The organism is Ruegeria sp. CE6, from assembly GCF_056537485.1.
The window spans coordinates 161,351-181,458 of record NZ_JBQFRR010000005.1; the positions used below are offsets into that span (position 1 = coordinate 161,351).

At 54.9% G+C, this 20,108-nt stretch carries 20 protein-coding genes and 1 tRNA gene; 14 read left to right on the forward strand and 7 right to left on the reverse strand.

Going from position 1 to position 20,108, the window contains the following annotated elements; translation table 11 throughout:
• Nucleotides 1–4 precede the first annotated feature (4 nt).
• Both ACR0DK_RS18955 and ACR0DK_RS18960 read left to right on the forward strand, forming a co-directional pair.
• On the forward strand, nt 5–1,015 hold the full coding sequence (locus ACR0DK_RS18955) for an Ldh family oxidoreductase (RefSeq protein ID WP_223117401.1): 1,011 nt from the start codon (nt 5–7) through the stop codon (nt 1,013–1,015).
• A gap of 77 nt (nt 1,016–1,092) precedes the next feature.
• Nucleotides 1,093–2,910 carry a BCCT family transporter gene (locus ACR0DK_RS18960; protein WP_170625441.1) on the forward strand — a complete coding sequence of 606 codons (1,818 nt, stop codon included), beginning with the start codon at nt 1,093–1,095 and terminating at the stop codon, nt 2,908–2,910.
• A 619-nt stretch (nt 2,911–3,529) separates the two neighbouring features.
• On the opposite strand, the gene ACR0DK_RS18965 is transcribed toward ACR0DK_RS18960, so the two are convergent.
• The 6 genes from ACR0DK_RS18965 to ACR0DK_RS18990 form a co-directional block, all read right to left on the reverse strand.
• Nucleotides 3,530–4,144 carry a YidC/Oxa1 family membrane protein insertase gene (locus ACR0DK_RS18965; protein ID WP_480737613.1) on the reverse strand — a complete coding sequence of 205 codons (615 nt, stop codon included), beginning with the start codon at nt 4,142–4,144 and terminating at the stop codon, nt 3,530–3,532.
• Nucleotides 4,145–4,188: 44 nt separating this feature from the next.
• On the reverse strand, nt 4,189–5,637 hold the full coding sequence (locus ACR0DK_RS18970) for a hypothetical protein (protein WP_223117402.1): 1,449 nt from the start codon (nt 5,635–5,637) through the stop codon (nt 4,189–4,191).
• The gene (locus tag ACR0DK_RS18975; protein ID WP_170398438.1) at nt 5,606–5,833 is read right to left on the reverse strand and encodes a hypothetical protein; all 228 of its coding nucleotides are present in this window, start codon (nt 5,831–5,833) and stop codon (nt 5,606–5,608) included. Before ACR0DK_RS18975 ends, ACR0DK_RS18970 begins: the two co-directional genes overlap by 32 nt.
• Complete coding sequence (locus ACR0DK_RS18980) at nt 5,826–7,322, reverse strand: hypothetical protein (RefSeq protein ID WP_480737615.1); 1,497 nt, start codon at nt 7,320–7,322, stop codon at nt 5,826–5,828. Before ACR0DK_RS18980 ends, ACR0DK_RS18975 begins: the two co-directional genes overlap by 8 nt.
• Nucleotides 7,323–8,136: 814 nt before the next feature.
• Nucleotides 8,137–8,748, reverse strand: coding sequence for a DUF6538 domain-containing protein (locus ACR0DK_RS18985; RefSeq protein ID WP_170625443.1), 612 nt, complete (start codon nt 8,746–8,748; stop codon nt 8,137–8,139).
• Between the two features lie 79 nt (nt 8,749–8,827).
• A tRNA-Thr gene (locus tag ACR0DK_RS18990) sits at nt 8,828–8,902 on the reverse strand.
• An 83-nt stretch (nt 8,903–8,985) separates the two neighbouring features.
• On the opposite strand from ACR0DK_RS18990, the gene ACR0DK_RS18995 reads away from it, so the two are divergent.
• The 10 genes from ACR0DK_RS18995 to ACR0DK_RS19040 all read left to right on the forward strand — a co-directional run bounded on the left by ACR0DK_RS18995 (nt 8,986) and on the right by ACR0DK_RS19040 (nt 15,684).
• A complete protein-coding gene (locus ACR0DK_RS18995; RefSeq protein ID WP_170425679.1) occupies nt 8,986–9,141 on the forward strand; it encodes a hypothetical protein in 156 nt (51 codons plus the stop codon).
• A gap of 6 nt (nt 9,142–9,147) precedes the next feature.
• A complete protein-coding gene (gene murA / locus ACR0DK_RS19000) occupies nt 9,148–10,416 on the forward strand; it encodes a UDP-N-acetylglucosamine 1-carboxyvinyltransferase (protein WP_170398447.1) in 1,269 nt (422 codons plus the stop codon).
• Nucleotides 10,413–10,889, forward strand: coding sequence for a DUF2948 family protein (locus ACR0DK_RS19005; protein WP_170408222.1), 477 nt, complete (start codon nt 10,413–10,415; stop codon nt 10,887–10,889). Before murA ends, ACR0DK_RS19005 begins: the two co-directional genes overlap by 4 nt.
• On the forward strand, nt 10,886–11,407 hold the full coding sequence (locus ACR0DK_RS19010; RefSeq protein WP_480737618.1) for a GNAT family N-acetyltransferase: 522 nt from the start codon (nt 10,886–10,888) through the stop codon (nt 11,405–11,407). The genes ACR0DK_RS19005 and ACR0DK_RS19010 overlap by 4 nt, the downstream gene beginning before the upstream one ends.
• A gap of 60 nt (nt 11,408–11,467) precedes the next feature.
• The gene (hisD, locus tag ACR0DK_RS19015; RefSeq protein ID WP_480737619.1) at nt 11,468–12,769 is read left to right on the forward strand and encodes a histidinol dehydrogenase; all 1,302 of its coding nucleotides are present in this window, start codon (nt 11,468–11,470) and stop codon (nt 12,767–12,769) included.
• 98 nt (nt 12,770–12,867) lie between these two features.
• The gene (locus tag ACR0DK_RS19020; protein ID WP_170398457.1) at nt 12,868–13,347 is read left to right on the forward strand and encodes a UPF0262 family protein; all 480 of its coding nucleotides are present in this window, start codon (nt 12,868–12,870) and stop codon (nt 13,345–13,347) included.
• A 3-nt stretch (nt 13,348–13,350) separates the two neighbouring features.
• Nucleotides 13,351–13,803: an arsenate-mycothiol transferase ArsC gene (locus ACR0DK_RS19025; protein ID WP_170398460.1), complete on the forward strand. Its 453-nt coding sequence runs from the start codon at nt 13,351–13,353 to the stop codon at nt 13,801–13,803.
• A gap of 2 nt (nt 13,804–13,805) precedes the next feature.
• On the forward strand, nt 13,806–14,204 hold the full coding sequence (locus ACR0DK_RS19030) for a ketosteroid isomerase-related protein (protein WP_170398462.1): 399 nt from the start codon (nt 13,806–13,808) through the stop codon (nt 14,202–14,204).
• Complete coding sequence (locus ACR0DK_RS19035) at nt 14,197–14,790, forward strand: GNAT family N-acetyltransferase (protein ID WP_170408225.1); 594 nt, start codon at nt 14,197–14,199, stop codon at nt 14,788–14,790. Before ACR0DK_RS19030 ends, ACR0DK_RS19035 begins: the two co-directional genes overlap by 8 nt.
• A 144-nt stretch (nt 14,791–14,934) precedes the next feature.
• Entirely contained in the window at nt 14,935–15,684 is a 750-nt protein-coding gene (locus ACR0DK_RS19040) for a hypothetical protein (protein ID WP_170425690.1), read from the forward strand.
• Between the two features lie 68 nt (nt 15,685–15,752).
• Here the strand turns inward: ACR0DK_RS19040 and ACR0DK_RS19045 are convergent, their stop codons facing one another.
• A complete protein-coding gene (locus tag ACR0DK_RS19045; protein ID WP_170408227.1) occupies nt 15,753–16,526 on the reverse strand; it encodes a FadR/GntR family transcriptional regulator in 774 nt (257 codons plus the stop codon).
• Nucleotides 16,527–16,856: 330 nt separating this feature from the next.
• Between ACR0DK_RS19045 and ACR0DK_RS19050 the strand changes: the two genes are divergently transcribed.
• On the forward strand, nt 16,857–17,909 hold the full coding sequence (locus ACR0DK_RS19050) for a TRAP transporter substrate-binding protein (RefSeq protein WP_170398473.1): 1,053 nt from the start codon (nt 16,857–16,859) through the stop codon (nt 17,907–17,909).
• 128 nt (nt 17,910–18,037) lie between these two features.
• Nucleotides 18,038–20,104, forward strand: a complete 2,067-nt coding sequence (locus ACR0DK_RS19055) for a TRAP transporter large permease subunit (protein ID WP_480737623.1) — start codon at nt 18,038–18,040, stop codon at nt 20,102–20,104.
• The last annotated feature ends 4 nt before the right edge of the window (nt 20,105–20,108 follow it).

A 20,108-nucleotide genomic window follows, 5' to 3' on the forward strand; every position in this document is an offset into this window, starting at 1 on the left:
CGACATGATCGAAACCCGTACCCTTAGCCTAGCTGAAATCGAGGATCTTTCTTTCCGTGCGTTGGTGTCCGCGGGCACCAGCGAAGAAAACGCGCGCCCATTGGCAATTGCAACCGCCGCAACCGAGGCGGACGGGGTAGCGAGCCATGGTCTGGCCTATATCCCGATCTATTGCGAACATGTTCAGTGCGGCAAGGTAGATGGGCAGGCCACCCCTCAGCTGTCCCAGCCGCGCCCCGGCGTAGTGACGGTCGACGCGGCAACCGGGTTCGCCCACACGGCGATCGACGTTGGGTTCGAGGCATTGATCGCTGCGGCGCGCACGCAGGGCGTTGCGGTGTTGGCGATCTGCAACAGCTATAACTGTGGCGTGCTGGGGTATCACACCTACCGGCTGGCACAGGCTGGTTTTGTGGGGCTTGGGTTCACCAACGCGCCCGCCTCCATCGCGCCGTCCGGGGGTGCCAAGCCCGTGGTCGGGACCAATCCGTTCTCAATCGCAGTCCCCGGAAACTATGGCCAACCCGCATTACTGATCGATCAAAGTGCCAGCACCATCGCCAAAAGCGAGGTCATGAAACACGCGCGCGAAGGCAAACCAATCCCGGTTGGCTGGGCGTTGGACGCAGATGGCAACCCTACGACCGACCCGAATGTTGGGCTTAAGGGTTCCATGGCCCCATCGGGTGGGTACAAGGGGGTTGGCGTTGCCCTGATGACCGAGGTTTTGGCTGCAGCGCTGACCGGTGCCACGCTTGGGATACACGCCTCACCTTTTTCGGGAACCGCCGGTGGGCCTCCGAAAACAGGCCAATTCTTTATCGCAATTGACGCTTCTGCGACTGCGGATGACGCATTTTCTTCCAGAATTGTCGATCTTGTCGAAGCGATCCGATCTCAGAACGGCGCACATTTGCCCGGTGACGGCCGCCAGGCAAAGCGTTTGGTGGCCAAGAACGATGGTGTGGCTGTCAGTGTAGCGACCCTCGACAAAATAGAAGCTCTGCTGACGTAGGGCTCGATGGCGAAGCTCCGGGACGCTCATGAAGATCTTTCTGGAAATCAGGACACGTGCGAATAGGGAGGAAACACATGTCTATGAAGGAACCTTTTACCGATCTGGAGATCAAGCGATCTTCGGGCGGGTTTTATGAAGGGCACAGTGTTGAGATTGCCTTGCTGAGCAAGTCAATCATGGTCGCGCTGGTTATCTGGGCGCTTGTCTGGCCCGCAAATGCAAACGGAGTTCTTGGAAGCCTGAACTCGCGTCTGCTGGAAGATTTTAACGCCTTCTATATCATTATTGTCGGCTTTTTTGTCTTTTTCCTGTTTGTCGTGGCGGCGCTGCCGCAAACCGGTAAGCGGCTTATGGGCCCAGAGGGCGAAAAACCAGAATTCTCGGATTTCTCATGGTTTTCGATGATGTTTGGCGCGGGCTTGGGCGTCGGTCTCATGGTGTTCGCTACCGCTGAGCCTTTAGGGCTGTGGGGATCGAACCCGGTTGTCATCGCGGGCGATGTCGTCGGCAATAGCGAAGACGCATTGCAGTCGGGATATCGCTACACTTTCCTGCATTACGGGTTTCACGCCTGGGCGATCTATGTGGTGACCGGCCTGTCGCTGGCCTATTACGCCTACACGCGCAACATGCCCCTGACTATTCGCACCGCGCTGACACCTCTGTTCGGCAAGCTGATGAACGGCTTCCTGGGCCACGTCGTGGATGTGCTGGGCGTGGTAGCAACCATTCTGGGTGTTTCAGTTACCATCGGGTACGGGGTTTCGCAGTTCATCGACGGCCTATACGCCATTTCGGGTATGGAATGGATGATGGATCTGACCGGTGACGCACCAGCCCCCAGTACTGTTGGTCTGCTGGCTGGCCTCATTGTGATCATGGGCCTCTCGATCATCTCGGCTGTCTCTGGTGTTGGTCGTGGCGTCAAGTACCTGTCTAACCTGAACCTGGTGTTGTCGCTGATCCTGTTGCTGGTCTTTGTTGTCTTTGGGTCGTTCCTGTTCGCGATGACGACTTACGCAACTGCATTTGTCGATTACATCCAGCACTTCATTTCGCTCAGCTTTGGTGCTTTCAATCCGCAATCGGCGGCGGCGTTTGATGCTGCCCTGCCGAGTGAAGCAGCGCCGTTTGCCGATGCGCTTTATGCCGGTGCGACCAATCCTTGGGGATCGTTTGACGGGTTCAAATCTGGCCTGGAAGGCGACGCCGCCGCGCTGCCGGACTCTGTTCTGGCTTCGGTCTACGCCGCAGGTGATCCGGGTCGGCAGTTTGGCTGGCAAGCGGGCTGGACCACGTTCTACTGGGCCTGGTGGATCGCGTTTTCGCCTTTCGTCGGCCTGTTCCTGGCGCGCATTTCCAAGGGACGCTCGGTGCGTGAGTTCATCATCGGTTGTGTCTTTGCCCCTGCGCTGGTCTGCTTTGCGTGGATGACCATTCTGGGTGGCACCGCGATCGATCTCGAACTGAATGGCACCGCCGAAGGCGCCATCATCGGGGCGTCGAACACCGCCAAGCTGTTTGTCACCTTGCAAGAGATGATCACCGGTGGGCTGTTGTCTGGCATCACCGTGATGTGCGTCGTCCTGATCATGACCTTCCTGGTCACGTCGGCGGACTCGGGCATTCTGGTGATGAACACCATCATGTCTGGCGGAGATCAGAACATCGGTAACAAGCACAAGATCGTCTGGGGCCTTATCCTGACAGCGGTGATTGGCGCTCTGATCCTGGCTGCGGGTGAAAACAATCCGATGGACGCCTTGCGAAATGCGATGATCATCGGTGCGCTACCCTTTACGATGGTCATGGGCCTGATGTGCATAGCGCTCGCCAAGGCGCTTTATCGCGATGGTCTGAGGCAAAAGCAGACCACAGCACCTGCGGAATAAACCTAGGCACGGGCGGTTGTGATGCAACCGCCCGCTGTCATCAGGCGCTTGCGCGCGTCAACTTCAACTCAATTCAATGAAAATTCCAGTGGCAGAGACGCCACGTTATCGTGCACCATTCGAGGCATTATGTCGGACGTGAAGATGGTGTGCCCGGAGGGAATTGAATTTGGATGAAGGAGTGCCAATACATTGATTTAATGATATAAAACCATACGTAGAGCAGCTATATGTGGCGGTCCTGCGGAGGCGTATTGGCCAATATCATGACTAACATAAGCTACAATGTAACTTCGGCAATTGTTGAAGGAATATCCTTCGCAAGCTTCTCGATAGCCGAACACTTGCACCGACGCGTCCTCGCATTTAGTCAGGTTTTCGTGAATGCACCGGGCAGCCTTCAGCTCAAAGCAAAGTTACTCTACAATCTTTGCAGATTCTCAGATACGCACCAAACATCATTTCGCCAACGTTTCTACAGTGAACTTTATTGGTCAGCTAAATAATAGCTGCCTCCTGTAACCGTGAATTCGCTGCCGGACGACACTAGAGCTGTCTCCTAAAACGGGAGAGGCAATCTGGCGCGAGACACAGGATGTCGCCAACCGAAAGTTCACCTCTAACGAGGATTCTGGCTTCTCGCCGCAAAAAAGATGATCCCGGCACAAATGTTCATGCTAATCCAGTAGAGTATTAGTGCAGATGCAAGTGAATAGACCAACGCAAAAAGAACAACCGACACGATTAAGTAACGGATCAATTGATCCTTTTGGTTATGCCAGCGCAATAGGGCCTCGCTAATTCCAAGGAGCAACATTAAGATAGGGAGTAAATTTAATCCAAAAAACAGATGATCTTGTTCCGAAAGATCACTAATTAACAAAAAGCTAACGCCTTTCAAATCATCCGAGCCTCCAAAAATAAAGATCGCCGAAATCAGAAATGGAATCATAACAACGAACGAAGTTCCGGCGACGATCGATTTGATTGGATGATAGCCGTGTTTTTCATAAACTTTTTCAACTACTTCGAATCGTTTTTCGCCTTTTAGTCCAGCAGCTTGCTTTGCGATATCGATGTCGACCAACTGCTTGACCGCAAGAAATTTATCCTCGGACTTTTTCGCCCACTTCTTAAGCGGGATGGTCAAAATCGAGATCACCATTGCAAGCAGAATTATCGATAGCCCAGCAGAATTCGTTGCAGTCCACATCAAATCGAACAGCAAGTCCATCGGATATATAACCGGCAACAGGACCGTATAAACAACATCCCCTATCACTGTGGCTCAATATGGTAAATCACGCGCTTACCGCCTTTGAGGTCTTTGGAAGTACGCACTTTAAAGCGCTCTTTTAGCTCGTGCTCGAAGGCCACGCGGTCGTAATCCAGATACTGTTCCGTTTTGTTCTGCAGCAATTTGACGACCATCTCGTCGTGCCGATCAACGAACTCAATAACGATGTCGCAATTGAAAGACCGCAACCAGTCTAGGAACAATGCCATCGGGATATTGGCAGAAATCCGAATGTGGTGGACAAGGGCCAGAACCAGAATTGCATCTGGATTGGCGCGACTGTCGAATGAAGAGCGTTCCTTGCCTGCCCATCCCTGATTGGGGGAGACGTTGGACAAATCCAGCACTAACGGCAAGATGTTGTTGTGCACCGAGTGACCGGATTCATGCATAAACAGTTTCTGGACCGCATCGTGGTCGCCATCAGCTGCAATGACCAAGTCTGCATGTTCCGCAGCAATTTTTGAAAAAGTGCCTGTGTTGCAGCCGATATCCATTAGGCAATAAGGTTTCTTTTCTTGTACGAACTTTTGTACGAAACCTTTTTTCGCTTGGAGTTCCTCGTCATCGTAAGTGTGGGTTTTGTCGTATTCCGACCAGTCCGTGTGCTCGATGTTCACAGAGAGCGACTTGACCAGTCGCGTTACACTTTCAACAAGTGCCAGTACGTATTTTCGACTGACTTTGCGCTGACTTCGGTCCTGAGCGGGAACGGCATCGCGTTCACGCGCCTCAATCCGCTTTTCTACGCGAGCAGGTAGCATGATGTGGCTAGCGACACCGCGCTTGAAACGGGAGAAACCTCTGAAAAAGTTCGCAGCCTCAACCGGAGGTATACCGTCCAAGTAGGACCGTAATAATGGAAGGTGATTGATGCCCAGATGACTACGCATCATCAACGGCGTCAGAAAACAGCAACAAAACTGTCGGTATGCCAACCAGGGTTCGCCTTCCTGCCAAGGCACAAACGATGGGATGTCAATAAAGACTGGTGCCGTACCTTCAAACTGGATGTTAAAAGGTGTTGAGTCCTTAATGGTCCACCCAGCTTCCAGCGCGTCGGTCAAGATACGCAGATGCAATAGAGCCGCTCGTCTTAGCATGGCGAACGACCATTCGTAAGAGTAAGAAACGATCGAGACAGGCTCATGCTGCATCACACCTGCCCATCCGGCTTCTAGGATTTCCTTTGCAACAGGATCGTCAGGCGCGCAAAGCTTGGTTTTTACAACGCGCTTTTCGATCTCAAGTTGTTGGTAGAAGGGCTCAGTCTGGAGCTTTTTGAAGTTCTCAAGCGTTTTATTGTCGACGCCTCGAAAAATCGCAGAACTGCCATTTTCGGGTAAGTCAATTGTATATACACGGCTGCTGGGGTCACGAAAGGAGCCACTGTTTGCCTTAGTCATCGAGCGCTCGACTGTCTTCTTCATCGCTTTTTGTGCCAAATATCTTTCGCTTCAGCTTATAGAAGTACTTGCGGAACGTGTAAGCAATCGCTGCGAAGAACCCGAGAATTGTGGTTACAATGACGCTCCCCGAACCTGGATCCACGTATGCCAGAGCAACGGATGGGTGCACAATGGCAGCGGCAATGATGAGCAATGCCAATTTCTTGCGGCTATTCATATACATAGTCCTCGAATTTATCACTTACGCCGTCAACGCTTTGGTTGATTCTATAGACTTGATCCAGTTCCTGATAGCGACCCTCGGTCAGGCACTTTAAGATTGCTTCCGCACCTTGAACGCTCGTCGTATACGTCTGCTCATTTCTCAGGTCCACATAGGTTTTACAACGCCCCTTCGGAAAAACGCCCCCTAATATCCCAAAACGATCATGTACAAAGAACTCTGGGTCTTTCGCAAAACGGGTCTCCCAAGTTCCGCGGCTCCTCCATGGGCCGTGATCTCCAAAAATGTACAGAATCGCTGTCGGGTCCTCCCGTTCAAGTTGATCCAGCAGCCGTTTCATGGTTTGCTGTGCTTCCTTAGAGCGTTCCATATAGAAGTCATCAAATGCGGCGTCGGCATCTTCATCCTCGATGAAAAAGTCCTTGCCCGTGTGGCCGGGGGAGTAGATCGAAGCGAGCAAGAATTGCGGCTCCTTTTGACGTGACAGATAAGACACGAAATCAAGTACATGTGCTGCTTTGTCGACCTTTGTATCGGACTTGTTTTTGTCGATGAATCGGCAGAGACCAAACAACGACACCTGTCGAAACTTGCTATCATTGAATTCGCACGCGCCCGCTGTTCGCGACGGAATATGATACCGATCCACATAGCTGCCCTGTTCGGTCCCAAAGTATTTTCCGGCATAGGCCGTGTTGATTTCGTAACCATTGTTGCGGAAAATTGCGTTTAGTCGACCGTCGTACTTACCCGTATAGAGTTCAAAACTTTTACGTTTGCCGCGATCAAATTCATCAACCTCCATCCGTAGCATTAGATTCATCGCATATTTTGTGGGGACACGGACCGAAAACAGATTCTCGAACCTGTCCATTCTGGTATAAACCAGTTCGTGGAAAGCTGTCTCTTCAATGCCCATGTAGCGAGATGTCAGGCTTTTGGGGTGAATTGAGTCAAACGAGATAAGATAGACATTTGGTTTTGTATCAAACGTGATATCTTCGATGCTTGGAAACTCTGTGTTTTCAGCCTCTTCATTCGCATCCAGCATGTCCCGCCCAGGGACAAGGATGAAAATCACAGCCACGATTACAGCAACTATTGCCCGGCCCCGAACAGCCAAGCTCAGAACGATGTAAGTCAAATAGATCGCAAGGAAGCAAAGGCCAGCCATTGCTATCATCGGAAGCAATACGAATGCTTCGACCATCGACCAATTAATCGAAAAAACAGCGGCAGCGAAAAGCACACCCGTCAGAGCTCGGGCCGCTATTGCAAGCTTTGAAGGCAACAAATTTGCAACGACAACCATTGCAATAAGGGCGGAAGAACAGGCCAGAAAGGCTGTTCTGATGTAGTCCAACTCAACGGGGCGAAATTCATTTCTAGCGCTGAAAACTGTATCCAGCGTAAAAATCGATAGCGCTACAACTAATATGAATGCGCTTAAGAAAATACCCAGGAGTCTTTTGCGATTATTCATTGCAGAGAAATCAACTTTCGGTCTTCAGACGAGTGTTTAGAGAAAAGTACCATTTTCTTCAATTGCGGGTGGTTAAGGCTGGTTGAGAGCTCGAGAGGGACCGGTACTACACACTAGGGCTTTTGAAAAGTAGCTAGAGACAGTTCCGAGAGATTTTTAACGTGTTTTGCAGATCGGTCTTCGATGCAATCTGATTGGAACTGGCTCGCGGGCTCTAGTGATTTGGTTTTCTTCCGTTGGACTGGTCCTCCACTATGTTTAGGAAACCGGAGGAGGCACATGGCAGACAGGCGATCGAAGCCCGGGGAGGCAGTCACGAAATTGCGACAGATTGAAGTCCTGGCAGGGAAAGAGGTACCACTTTGCCTAACGTGAGGAGCATTGCACGTCAGAGCCACCCGTCTCGATGGTGACCAAAAGGTCCCGTAGGGATCACATTGAAATAGACCGGTCTGGCACCTTGACGGGAGATCTCAGCCCAGGCCCTGGCCATTCCGCAGCTGGTTCAAAGTCGTCATAATCGTCCACCACGTCATCACCCATGTGGACGTACCGCTTTAGTTCCATGAGGCGGCAGCGGCATGCATTAGTGCAAAGACAGAACTGCACCTCGTCGGTACCTAAAGGGCGCTTATTGATCGTCCATCGGTAGCTTCAATCCTTTTTCGTCTCGAAGGTAGTCACACTAATCTGCAATGTCCTTAGGCCTTACTCGAGAGATATCCTCGTGCTCCGGATAGGCAGCCAACGTGTCTTTCTTATGAGCGAAGTCTCAATCGTTGCATACATTCCCGTAGCTCAGGTGGTCTTTCTGTCACCGCTCCGTGAGATGGGTGAGTGCTGGGCCTTCTGCCGCCTTTTTTAATACGCCTTCGGGTTCCCATTCGGGGAAACGCATGACCTGAGGGTCCGGGGTGAAATCGCCTTCCGTTCTCTTCAACTGCTGGCTAGCCGCCTGCATCCAAGACCTGTGGACTTCACGTTGTAATCGCGCACGCGTCGGTTCGTCTACAGCAATACCTTCTTCCGCCAGTATCTCGTCAGCGACATCTCCGTACCATTTTTTAATGCCGCCTTCGGTAGCTTCCGCTTGTTGGCTCAGGTGCAGTACACGGTTCCATATCTCAGGTTCACCCGGTTCACTATCTAGCATTTCCATCAGGCGGAAATACACGCGACCAGAAAGAGCAACGATCTTTTTCAAAGGGAGGGTTTCAGGCTTTGACCGCGGGCACGCCCACTGCTTTTGGATTTTGGCGTATTCAGCCGCAAATCTCTCTTTGGCCTCTGCAGAGTCTCTGGTGCGGAGTGACTTTGACACCTCGGCACGGTCGAAGATTCCCTTAAGGTCCGCCGGAACTCGCACCCTGATGTAGTATATTCCGCTGTTTTTGTCTTTGCCTGGTGTAGGCATGATAAGCGTCACTGTGTAGAACTCCTATGTAGGAGACTGCAAGCGCAAGCCGCTGTTTTATCGTAAGTTTCTGATGAAGATAAGGAAATCATGGTGCTGCTGGAGAGAATTGAACTCTCGACCTCTCCCTTACCAAGGGAGTGCTCTACCTCTGAGCTACAGCAGCGCTGTGGGCGGGTGATTAGACTCAAACGAAACGCGGCGCAAGGGTGTCTGGACGGTTTTTTTCCACTCCTGTAGAGAAAGGCAATGGCAGACAAAAATTCACCTAAAAAACACGGCAAGTCCGGGGAAACGCGCGAAGACCGTCTAAAGGCGGCGCTAAAAGCGAATATGGCGCGGCGCAAGGCTCAGGCCAAGGCGCGGGCCACCTCCGGGGACAAAGCCGGCAAGGACGAGGGATAAGAGCAAATGGATTCGATTCTGGTAACGGGTAATGGCCCGCTGAACGGGCAGATTCCCATTGCGGGGGCCAAAAATGCGTGTCTGACGCTGATGCCTGCGACCTTGCTCAGCGAAGAACCGCTGACGTTGACCAATGCGCCGCGTTTGAGTGACATCAAGACCATGACGGCGCTGCTGCGGTCGCTGGGGGCCGAGGTGTCTTCGCTGCAGGATGGTCAGGTCATTGCGATGTCCAGCCATGACCTGAACAGCCACACAGCGGATTATGACATCGTGCGAAAAATGCGCGCTTCGAACCTGGTGTTGGGGCCGATGCTGGCGCGGCTGGGGCAGGCCGTGGTGTCGCTACCTGGTGGATGTGCCATTGGCGCGCGCCCGATGGATTTGCATGTCGAAGGGCTTGAGGCGCTGGGCGCCGAGATTGAGCTTAAAGATGGCTATCTGCACGCGAAGGCGTCGGGCGGGCTGAAAGGTGCAGTGCATGAGATGCGCTTTGCCTCGGTCGGCGCGACCGAGAACATCGTCATGGCCGCCACGCTGGCCAAGGGCACCACGGTGTTGAAAAACGCCGCGCGCGAGCCCGAGATTGTCGATCTGGTCGAATGCTTGCGCAAGATGGGCGCGCAGATTTCGGGTGAGGGGACCTCGACCATCGAAATTCAGGGTGTCGATCGTCTGCACGGCGCGACCCATCAGGTGGTGACCGACCGGATTGAGCTGGGCACTTATATGCTGGCCCCGGCGATCTGCGGGGGCGAGGTTGAGCTGCTGGGCGGGCGCATGTCGCTGGTCGAATCCTTCGCCGCCAAGCTGGATGCGGCGGGGATCAGTGTTTCTGAAACCGACAAGGGGCTGAAGGTTTCTCGTAAGAACGGGCGTGTGACCTCGGTCGATGTGGTCACCGAACCCTTCCCCGGCTTCCCGACCGATCTGCAGGCGCAGATGATGGCGCTGATGTGCACTGCCGAAGGTGTGTCCGTGCTTGAAGAGCGTATTTTCGAGAATCGCTTTATGCATGCGCCCGAACTGGTGCGCATGGGCGCGAATATCGAGGTACATGGCGGCACGGCCACCGTAACCGGGGTCGAACGATTGAAAGGTGCTCCGGTGATGGCGACAGACCTAAGGGCCTCGGTCTCGCTGATCCTTGCCGGAATGGCGGCGGAAGGTGAGACGGTTGTCAGCCGGGTCTATCATCTGGACCGCGGATATGAACATGTGGTGCGCAAGCTGGAAGGCGTGGGCGCAAAGATCGAACGGATTAAGGGTCAATGACAGACGCAAGTTTCAAAGATGGCCGCGAGGCACCGCTGAACCTTGGAGCCGAGGATGCCGATGACCTCCAGGTGATTGCGACCCTGACGCAGGATGCGGTTTTCCCGGTGACCGAGATGACATGGCAACCCGGCCAGCGCCGCTTTGCGCTGCTGCTCAATCGCTTTCGCTGGGAAGACAAGGATGCCGCTGCCCGGCGCGGTCGCGCCTACGAGCGGGTGCAGGCCGTTTTGATGTTCGGCTCGGTTCTGTCGGTAGCCAGTCAGGGCATCGACCGCAGCGACAAGGACATGATCCTGTCTCTGCTCTCGGTCGAATTCGAGCCAAGCGAGGATGGTGCGGGACAAATCCTGTTGACCTTGGCAGGCGACGGCGCGATCCGCCTGTCGGTTGAGGCCATCGATGCAACGCTCAAGGATGTGACGCGTCCCTACAAGGCGCCTTCTGGACAAGCGCCCCATCACCCCGAGTGAAGAATAAACGTGGCATCGCTCAGGCCTTCCCGAATCCGCCACGCGGCATCGCGGTGCGGCGGGCAACCGTGTTTGATGTATTCGACATCAGCCGTGTTCTGATCCGATCGATCCGTGACCTCTGTCGGGCGGATCATCTGGATAATCCCGAAAACCTTTCCCGCTGGTCTGCCAATAAGGATCCGGCTTCGGTCCGAAACTGGATCGATAGTGGAGCAATCCTTTGGGTCGCTACGCAAGTGGGAGTGGTTACTGCAGTGGGCGGTCTAAGTGGCGAGGGTGAGATATCTCTGCTCTATGTCGATCCCGATCACGCAGGGCGCGGACTCGGAACAGCGCTGCTGCATCGGTTGGAAGAGGAACTGCAGACACGTGGCGTCTCTGAGGCGCATCTGCACGCAACCAAAACGGCACATTCGTTCTATCTGGCGCACGGCTGGCATGATGTCGGCGACCCGACGGAATGGCACGGCATTCCCCAATTCCCAATGCGCAAATCGCTGCACCCAGTGGCCTAAGGGTTGAGGCCACCCGGCCCGGGCGATAAGACCCGTTGAAACGCTTCCGGAGTCTCTCACATGCCCGTTTTCCTCGATACGACCTCCGCCGATTTCGAAACTGCATTTCAGACGCTGTTGTCCGCCAAGCGCGAGGACAGCCCCGATGTGGATGCGGTTGTGGCGCAGATCATCGATGATGTGCGGACCCGTGGTGATGCTTCGGTGATCGAACTTACCGCGAAATTCGACCGGCTGGAGCTGACGCCCGAGACCATGGTCTTTTCATCCAATGAGATCGCCGAGGCCGTCGCGCAGGTCACGCCCCAGGACCGCGCCGCGTTGGAACTGGCAGCAGAACGCATTCGTGCATATCACGAAAAGCAGATGCCCGAGGATCATCAGTGGACCGATGAGGCAGGCGCTACACTCGGCTGGCGCTGGTCGGCGGTGTCGGCTGCGGGGCTTTATGTGCCGGGCGGATTGGCTTCATACCCGTCGTCGGTTTTGATGAACGCAATACCTGCGAAGGTGGCGGGCGTAGACCGGTTGGCCATTGTCGTCCCCACACCTGAGGGTCAGGCAAACCCGCTGGTCCTGCTGGCGGCACAACTGTCGGGCGTGGATGAGATTTATCGCATCGGCGGCGCTCAAGCTGTGGCCGCTTTGGCCTATGGCACCGATACGATTGCGCCGGTGGACAAGATCACCGGGCCGGGCAATGCTTTTGTCGCCGCTGCCAAACGTCGGGTTTTTGGCAAGGTCGGCATCGATATGATCGCGGGCCCCTCGGAGATTCTGGTAATCGCCGACAAGGATAATGACCCCGACTGGATCGCGCTGGACCTGCTCAGCCAGGCCGAGCATGACGAAAGCGCCCAATCCATTTTGATCACGGATGACGCAGAATTTGGTCAAGCCGTGACGCAAGCGGTGGAAAAACGTCTTGAGACCCTGCAACGCCGCGCCATCGCCCGGGCCAGCTGGCGCGACTTTGGTGCCGTAATCACTGCGCGCGACCTGGGCGAGGCTGCCGCGCTGTCCAACCGCATCGCGCCCGAACATCTGGAACTCTGCGTGGCCGACCCGGTGGCGTTAAGCCAGCAAACGATCCATGCCGGTGCCATTTTCCTTGGCCAGTACACGCCCGAAGCCATTGGCGATTATGTCGGCGGCCCCAATCACGTGCTGCCCACAGCGCGTTCGGCGCGCTTTTCGTCTGGCCTTAGCGTGATGGATTTTCTCAAACGCACAACGCTCAGCCAGATGACACCCGAAGCTTTGCGCGCCATCGGCCCGGCGGCTGAAACGCTTGCGCAATCCGAAAGCCTCGAAGCGCATGGCCTGTCCGTTTCGGCGCGCCTTAACCGGCTGAATGGCTGAAGTGACGCAATGACTTGGCACGCATGGCGCTTCTGTACGTTGCTCAATGAAAATCGTTGTTATAGGTCTGTGCAGACGCAAGGATTGTGACCGTTAAGATGACCCGTATTTCGCATATCGAACTGGACGACCGAAATCTGCCCCCGCCGACACCGGAGATCGAGCAGGAGCGGAAGGTCGCCATATATGATTTGCTTGAAGATAACTCGTTCACGCTGCCAGCGCGCGACGATCGGATGATCCCCGACGGGCCCTACCATGTGCAGCTATCAATCCGTGACAAGCGACTGGTTTTCGATATCGCCACCGAAGCCAGCGAGAAGGCGGCTGAGTTTCATCTGTCGCTTGGTCCATTCCGGCAGGTCGTAAAAGACTATTTTCAGATCTGCGAGAGCTATTTCGATGCGGTGAAAACACTGCCGCCCAGCCAGATCGAAACGATCGATATGGCTCGGCGCGGCATCCACAACGAAGGCAGCCGCGTGTTACAGGAAAGGCTGGAAGGCAAAGCTGAGGTTGATACTGATACTGCCCGCCGCCTCTTTACGCTCATCTGCGTCCTTCATTTTGGAGGCTAACGGGTGACGCCTCTGCCGCAGTCCATTCTGTTCTGTTGCGACCACAATTCGGTTCGATCACCCATGGCCGAAGGCATCATGAAGAAGTTTTACGGCACCGGCACCTATGTGCAATCCGCCGGTGTGCATAACGATCTTGAGATCGATGGGTTCTGCATCGCAGCCTGTCAGGAGATTGGCGTTGAGCTGTCCCGTCACCGCTCGCGTTCTTTTGACGAAATGGAGCAATGGGGCGATGACCTCAGTTCATTTGATCTGATCGTGGCCCTGTCACCCGCCAGCCAGCGAAAAGCGCTGGAACTGACGCGTTTTTTTCACCTCGATGTCGATTATTGGCCAATTATGGACCCTACCGGACTAGGTGAAACCCGCGAGGACAAGCTACGTCATTATCGACAAACCCGAGATCAGATCATCGCGCATCTGAAAGACCGCTGGGGCGAACCGACGGAGTGACCATGAACCCGACCGTGAAAACTTATTTTGATGCCTTCAATGCCGGTGATGTAGATGGCATGCTGGCCTGCCTGTCGGATGACGTGGCCCATCATGTCAACGAAGGTCAGATTCGCGTCGGCAAAGAGAAATTTGCCGCCTTCTGCGCGCATATGAACCGCTGTTACCGCGAGAACCTGACGGATATCGTGATCTTCGAGGCCGAAGGCGGTACCCGTGCTGCGGCTGAGTTCATCGTCAACGGAACCTATCTGGAAACTGATGAAGGTCTGCCAGAAGCGTATGGGCAGACTTACCGCTTGCCTGCGGGTTCGTTTTTTGACCTTAACGACGGCAAGATCACCCGCGTGACCACGTTTTACAACCTTGCGGACTGGACCAAACAGGTCTCGAATGGCTGAGATTTCGCAGGTCCGCGCAATGACCGGATCGACATTGGTCGACGCGTTGGATGAAGTCGCGCGCCTGCGGATCGACGTATTTCACGCTTGGCCATATCTCTATGATGGCGATCTGAAGTATGAGCGGAAATACCTGCAGTCCTACGTCGATAGCGCCAGGGCCATCGTTGTCGGAGCGTTCGACGGTGATACTTTGGTGGGTGCTTCGACGGGTGCACCTTTGACGGATCACGCCGACGATTTCGCGGCCGCGTTCGAAGGCTCGGGCCTATCGCTGGGCGATATCTTCTATTGCGCAGAATCGGTTCTGCTGCCGGAGTATCGCGGGCAGGGAGCAGGCCATACGTTCTTTGATCTGCGCGAAGCCCACGCCCATGCGATGGGATTCACCAAAAGCGCCTTCTGCAGTGTAGTACGCCCTGACGACCACCCCATGCGACCAGATCATTACCGCCCGTTGGATGCCTTCTGGCGCGCGCGGGGATATGCGCCGCTTCCTGGCGTCGTGGCGCTATTCTCGTGGAAGGATCGAGGCGACGATTGCGAAACCCAAAAGCCGCTTCAATTCTGGATTCGGGATTTATAAGCCATCCATGCGCGTCGCGCCGGGTGTTTAAAACGGGTTGTGGCATTGTGAGTTGGCGATGACATGTGCGGCCGAATTTGCCTGAAACACCCTATGATTGTATAGTTTCACCTATTCAATTGCGCGTTTTCATGGGGAAATTTGATGAAGTCCGTTTTCAATCGCCTGATTCCGGCCTTGGTGCCGCTGACTTTGATCACCGGTTGTGCCTACGAGAACAGGGCCTTTAATGCCGAGCAAACCGTGCTGTCGAATACATCGGGAGACGTTATCCAGCACGCTGTAGGGATCGGGGGTGCGTTTGAAACGGCACCAAAAACATTTCAGTCCACCAGCCTGTTGCTTGAACGCGGTCCTATTCGTACGTCGTATTACGCGCTGCAACTTTCAGATGCCTACAAAAGGCTGGGCGACGAAGCAGCGCGCAATCGGGACCTGACAGCGGCGGCACTGATCACTGTAGCAGGCGGTGCCGCGCTTGGAAGTGCGGCCTCGATCTCAGGGAAAGACCTGGCCTTGGTCTTGGCCGGTGGAGCTTTGATCAATGAAGGCGTTAAATACGTAAACCCTAACAGCGCGGCGCAGGCTTTCTACGTGGCATCCGAGTCAATGGCATGCGCAAGTACTGCGATTGCCGCCCATGTGCCTGTGGACACTCCACCTGACATTCGTGTGTCTTCTCTGACCCTTTGGTACATTCGAAAAATTGAGGTTTTGCTGCGCGCGGGATTGAAGCGGGACGTACCGGACTGGAACACGTTGCTCAAAAACCTTGGTTTGACGAGGCAAGGAGCCAATGACGTGGACGCTCTGCGAGCTGGAGACATAAACCTCAGTGCATTGGAAGTAGACTTGAAAAAGTGCCTGAGGCGAGAACCGGTCGAGAAAGGTTAAGCCAAGGCTCTGTACGTCGTGCGGTGGACTTTTCCGTAGAACAAAAAAATACGCCTCTGTTTTTGACCTCAATCCGAAAACTGCCGCCGTTTTGCCGCGCGGATCTCGCGAGCTTGTTGTTCTTGTCCAACGCGAAATGAATCCTCGACGAAATCCATATGCGTGCGTGCGGCGGTTTCTGCACGGTCCGGGTCGCCATCGATGATGGCCTGCGCGATTGCCTTGTGCTGATCAAGCAGTGCTTCACCCGTGCCGTCCATCGAGCGCAGGAAGCGGCGGTTGTAGAACACGCCTTGGCGCGTGAGGTCATAGATGGATGCCATCATGTGGATAAGGGTCGTGTTTTGGCTCGCATCGACAACGGCGGCGTGCAGTCGAAAATCAGCCTCTTCACTGGCATCCTGATCGTCATTCTCCCAGGCTCGCTGCATTTCATCGATGATTTCTGCAATCCGTTCCTTGTCGGACTGTGTGGCGCGCTGTGCGGCGAGGCGGCTGGCAAAGGCCTCTTGCTCGCGCCGGTATTCAAGATAATCGTAGAAAGCACTGCCGTGCCGGGCATAGAGAGACAGAAGGGCGGGCGACATGGCACGACCGGTCAGTGGGGCGATAAAGGTGCCCTCGCCATGTCGCACGGTCACCAAGCCGCGATTTTCGAGGATTTGGAGTGCTTCGCGCAGCTTGGGGCGTGAAACGCCTAGGGCTTCCGCAAGCTCCCGTTCAGACGGGATTTTGCGACCCTCTTTCAGGATTCCATCAACAATCATTGTCTCGATTTGTGCAACGACAGCATCGGCAATTGATTCGTGACCAACGGGATCAAAGAGGCTGTTCGTGCTCATAATTCCTGTCCGGTAGTTAGATTAAAGATCGTCGAAGTTGTTTATAATATTTACCACTAGCTTTCGACATTGCAAGAAAAACTACCCAAAAATACGGATGCTCGCTGCACGTATAAGCGTTTGTTTTTATTGAGTGTCGCAAAATTATTCGAAAATTTTGGGTTATGAAAGGTCAATCTTGGTTATGAGCCACACCACCGCGGCGTAGCCAAATTGGTAAATAAAATTGTTGACTGAATGACAAGGTAAATAATATTTACCACTTAAGCCGTGCTCGCGGCGAGAGTGACAGCCAGACCACCGGCTGATCTTTACCTTGGAGGAGAACCCATGAAGACCACCCTGACATCGCTTGCCGTTGCGGCCTCGCTGCTGGCAGCCCCGGTTGCCCACGCGGCGGATAAGATGCTGCTGAAAACCCCAATCGCGTTTTCAACCGCTCTACCGGGCCTCGGCTCGCCGATCCCGCGCGTGGCCGAACAGCTGGACCTGATGTCCGGCGGCACGCTGAAGATGAAGGTTTACGAACCGGGCAAGCTGGTCCCGCCGTTTGAAATTCTGGATGCGGTGTCTTCAGGCAAGATCAATTCGGGCTATACCACCGCCGGCTACTGGGCGGGTAAGATCCCGGCTGCACCGTTGTTCTCGGCCGTTCCGTTTGGCCCTGAGGCGGGTGAATACATGGCGTGGCTGTACTATGGCAACGGCATGAGCTTGTATCAGGAGATGTATGATCAGGCCGGTTTCAACGTCCATGTCATTCCCTGCGCCATTATCGCTCCCGAAACCTCGGGCTGGTTCGCGAATGAGATCAACAGCCCCGAAGACCTGAACGGCCTGAAGATGCGCTTTTTCGGTCTGGGCGGTGAAGTGATGCAGAAGCTGGGTGTGGCGACGTCACTGCTGCCCGGCGGCGAAATCTTCCCGGCACTGGAAAAAGGCGCGATCGACGCGACCGAATTCTCGATGCCTGCCATCGACGCACGCCTCGGTTTCCACAAGTTGGTCAAGTACAACTATTTCCCCGGCTGGCACCAGCAAGCGACGGTGTTTGAACTGATGATCAACAAGGACGTTTGGAACGAAGCCAGCGATCAGCACAAAGCGATCATCGAAAATGCCTGTAAGGCTTCGATGGCTGACAGCTTTGCCGAAGGTGAGGCGATCCAACACGCTGCGCTGCTGGACAACGTTGAAAACAATGGTGTTCAGATCAAGCAGTGGAACGACGAGATGCTGTCGACCTTCCGCGCGACCTGGGAAGAGGTTGCCGCAGAACAGGCCGCCAACGACGAATTCTTTGCCAAGGTTCTGGCCGACATGAACGAATTCCGTGACGGTTATGCGGTCTGGAAAGAGAACGCATTCCTCCCCCGCAAGTAAATTTGCCACTTGCGATTGTCCGGGGGCGGCTTCCTTCCGCCGCCCTCGGACCCTTCTGATTTTCTTTATTTTCCCCAACGACCCGGGCGCATTCACGTCCCCACTGCCAAACTCTTGAGGAGGAGACCATGGCCGAGACACAGCGTCATCAGGACGACCCGATTGAAGTCTATGAAAGTATCCTTGAGCATGGTGAGCCCGACCGTCAAAAGCTGGCAGTAGCGATCGACAACGGCGTCAAAGCGGTAGGTCATGTGGTCATGTGGGCTAACCTGTTGCTGGTTGGGGCCATCGTTTCACAGGTGGCGATGCGCTATCTACTGAACCAGAACTATCCCAAACTAGACGAGATCCAGTGGCATTTCTACGGGTTGGTGACGATGGTCGGCATCTCGTATGCGCTGGTCACCGACAGCCATGTGCGAGTGGACTTGCTGCATATGCAACTCAGCCAGCGTGCGCGGCGGATTATCGAGATCATCGGAATTTTCACCCTGCTCGTGCCGTTCATCTATCTGATGATCGATCAGGGCTATGACTATTTCTACGAAAGCTGGAGGGTCAACGAATCCTCGGACAGCCCCACCGGCCTGCCCGCGCGTTGGGCCTTGAAAGGTGTGATCCCGGCCAGTTTTGTATTGCTAGCATTGGCTGCAGCGGCGCGGCTGATTCACGACGTGCACGCGCTATTCATGAATTTGGATGAAGAGCGTCAGGGCAAGGGCCTGCGCCTGATCATCTGGGCCCTTCTGGGCTTTGCTGTGGTCGCAACAGCGCTGACCTTCCTGGTTGAAACAACCGAGGAAAAACTGGTCATCGCCATGTTCCTGACCTTCATCGCGTTGCTGTTCACCGGATTCCCGGTGGCGTGGACGCTGGCCGGGGTTGGCGTTGCCTATTGCGGTCTGGCCTATCTGTTCGACAATGGCATGATGAACTGGACCGGGCTTGAGGAAACGCTGACCGGTCTGGACTATCTGACGCTGGGCGCGGTGGTGAACCGGGTCTATGCCACCATGTCAAATGCGGTTCTGGTGGCGCTGCCAATGTTCATCTTCATGGGCCTGATGTTGGACGAATCCGGTGTGGCCGAGCGTTTGATGTCCTCGATGCAGCGCCTGTTCGGCACAGTGCGCGGCGGGCTGGCGATCACGGTAACGATGATCGGCATCATTCTGGCCGCCTCGACCGGGATCATTGGGGCGTCTGTGGTTCTGTTGGGTGTGCTTTCGCTACCGTCGATGATGGAGCAGAAATACAGCCCCTCATTGGCCGCCGGTGTGGTCAGCGCTTCAGGCACGCTGGGCATCCTCATCCCGCCGTCGATCATGCTTGTCATCATGGCGGACCAGATGGCGCTATCGGTCGGCGACCTATTTATGGCTGCAGTGTTCCCCGGCGTGATCATTGGCGCGCTCTACCTGACCTATATTTTTGTCATCGCCCTAATCAAACGCGACGTGGCCCCAGTACCCGAAGGCGCAACCCGTCCTGACTGGAACGCAGTCAAGGACGTGCTGATTGCAGTCCTGCCGACGCTGGCCCTTATCCTCGCCGTGCTGGGCTCGATCTTCGCGGGTTTGACCACACCGACCGAAGCCTCGGGCGTGGGCGCGTTGGGAGCCACTCTGCTGGCGCTGGGATATCGCAAGCTGACGTTGGCCAAGCTGGTGAATGTGCTGAAAGCAACGTTCAACACTACCGCCTATATCTTCGCGATCTTCCTTGGTGCGACGGTGTTCTCCTATGTCTTGCGCGAACTGGGCGGCGACGCGCTGATCGAGGATATGATCCACGGTACCGGGCTTGGCCCAAATGGCACTGTCTTCATGATCCTGTTCATCGTCTTCCTGCTGGGCTTCGTGCTGGACTGGATCGAGATCACGCTCATCGTTCTGCCCTTGATGCGCCCCATCGTGAACGGGCTGGGCCTGGATATCGACGGCTTCGGTGTCATCGATGAACCTGCGCTGGTGTGGTTCGTAATCCTTGTGGCGGTGACGTTGCAGACCTCTTTCCTGACACCTCCGGTTGGATTTGCGCTTTTCTATCTGAAAGGGGTCTGCCCGCCCGAGATCAAGCTGACTGACATCTACAAAGGGATTATCCCATTCGTGATCCTGCAGCTGACCGGCCTGTTCTTTGTCTTCTTGTGGCCGCAACTGGCCACGTGGTTGCCCTCGGTCGCGTATTAACGGA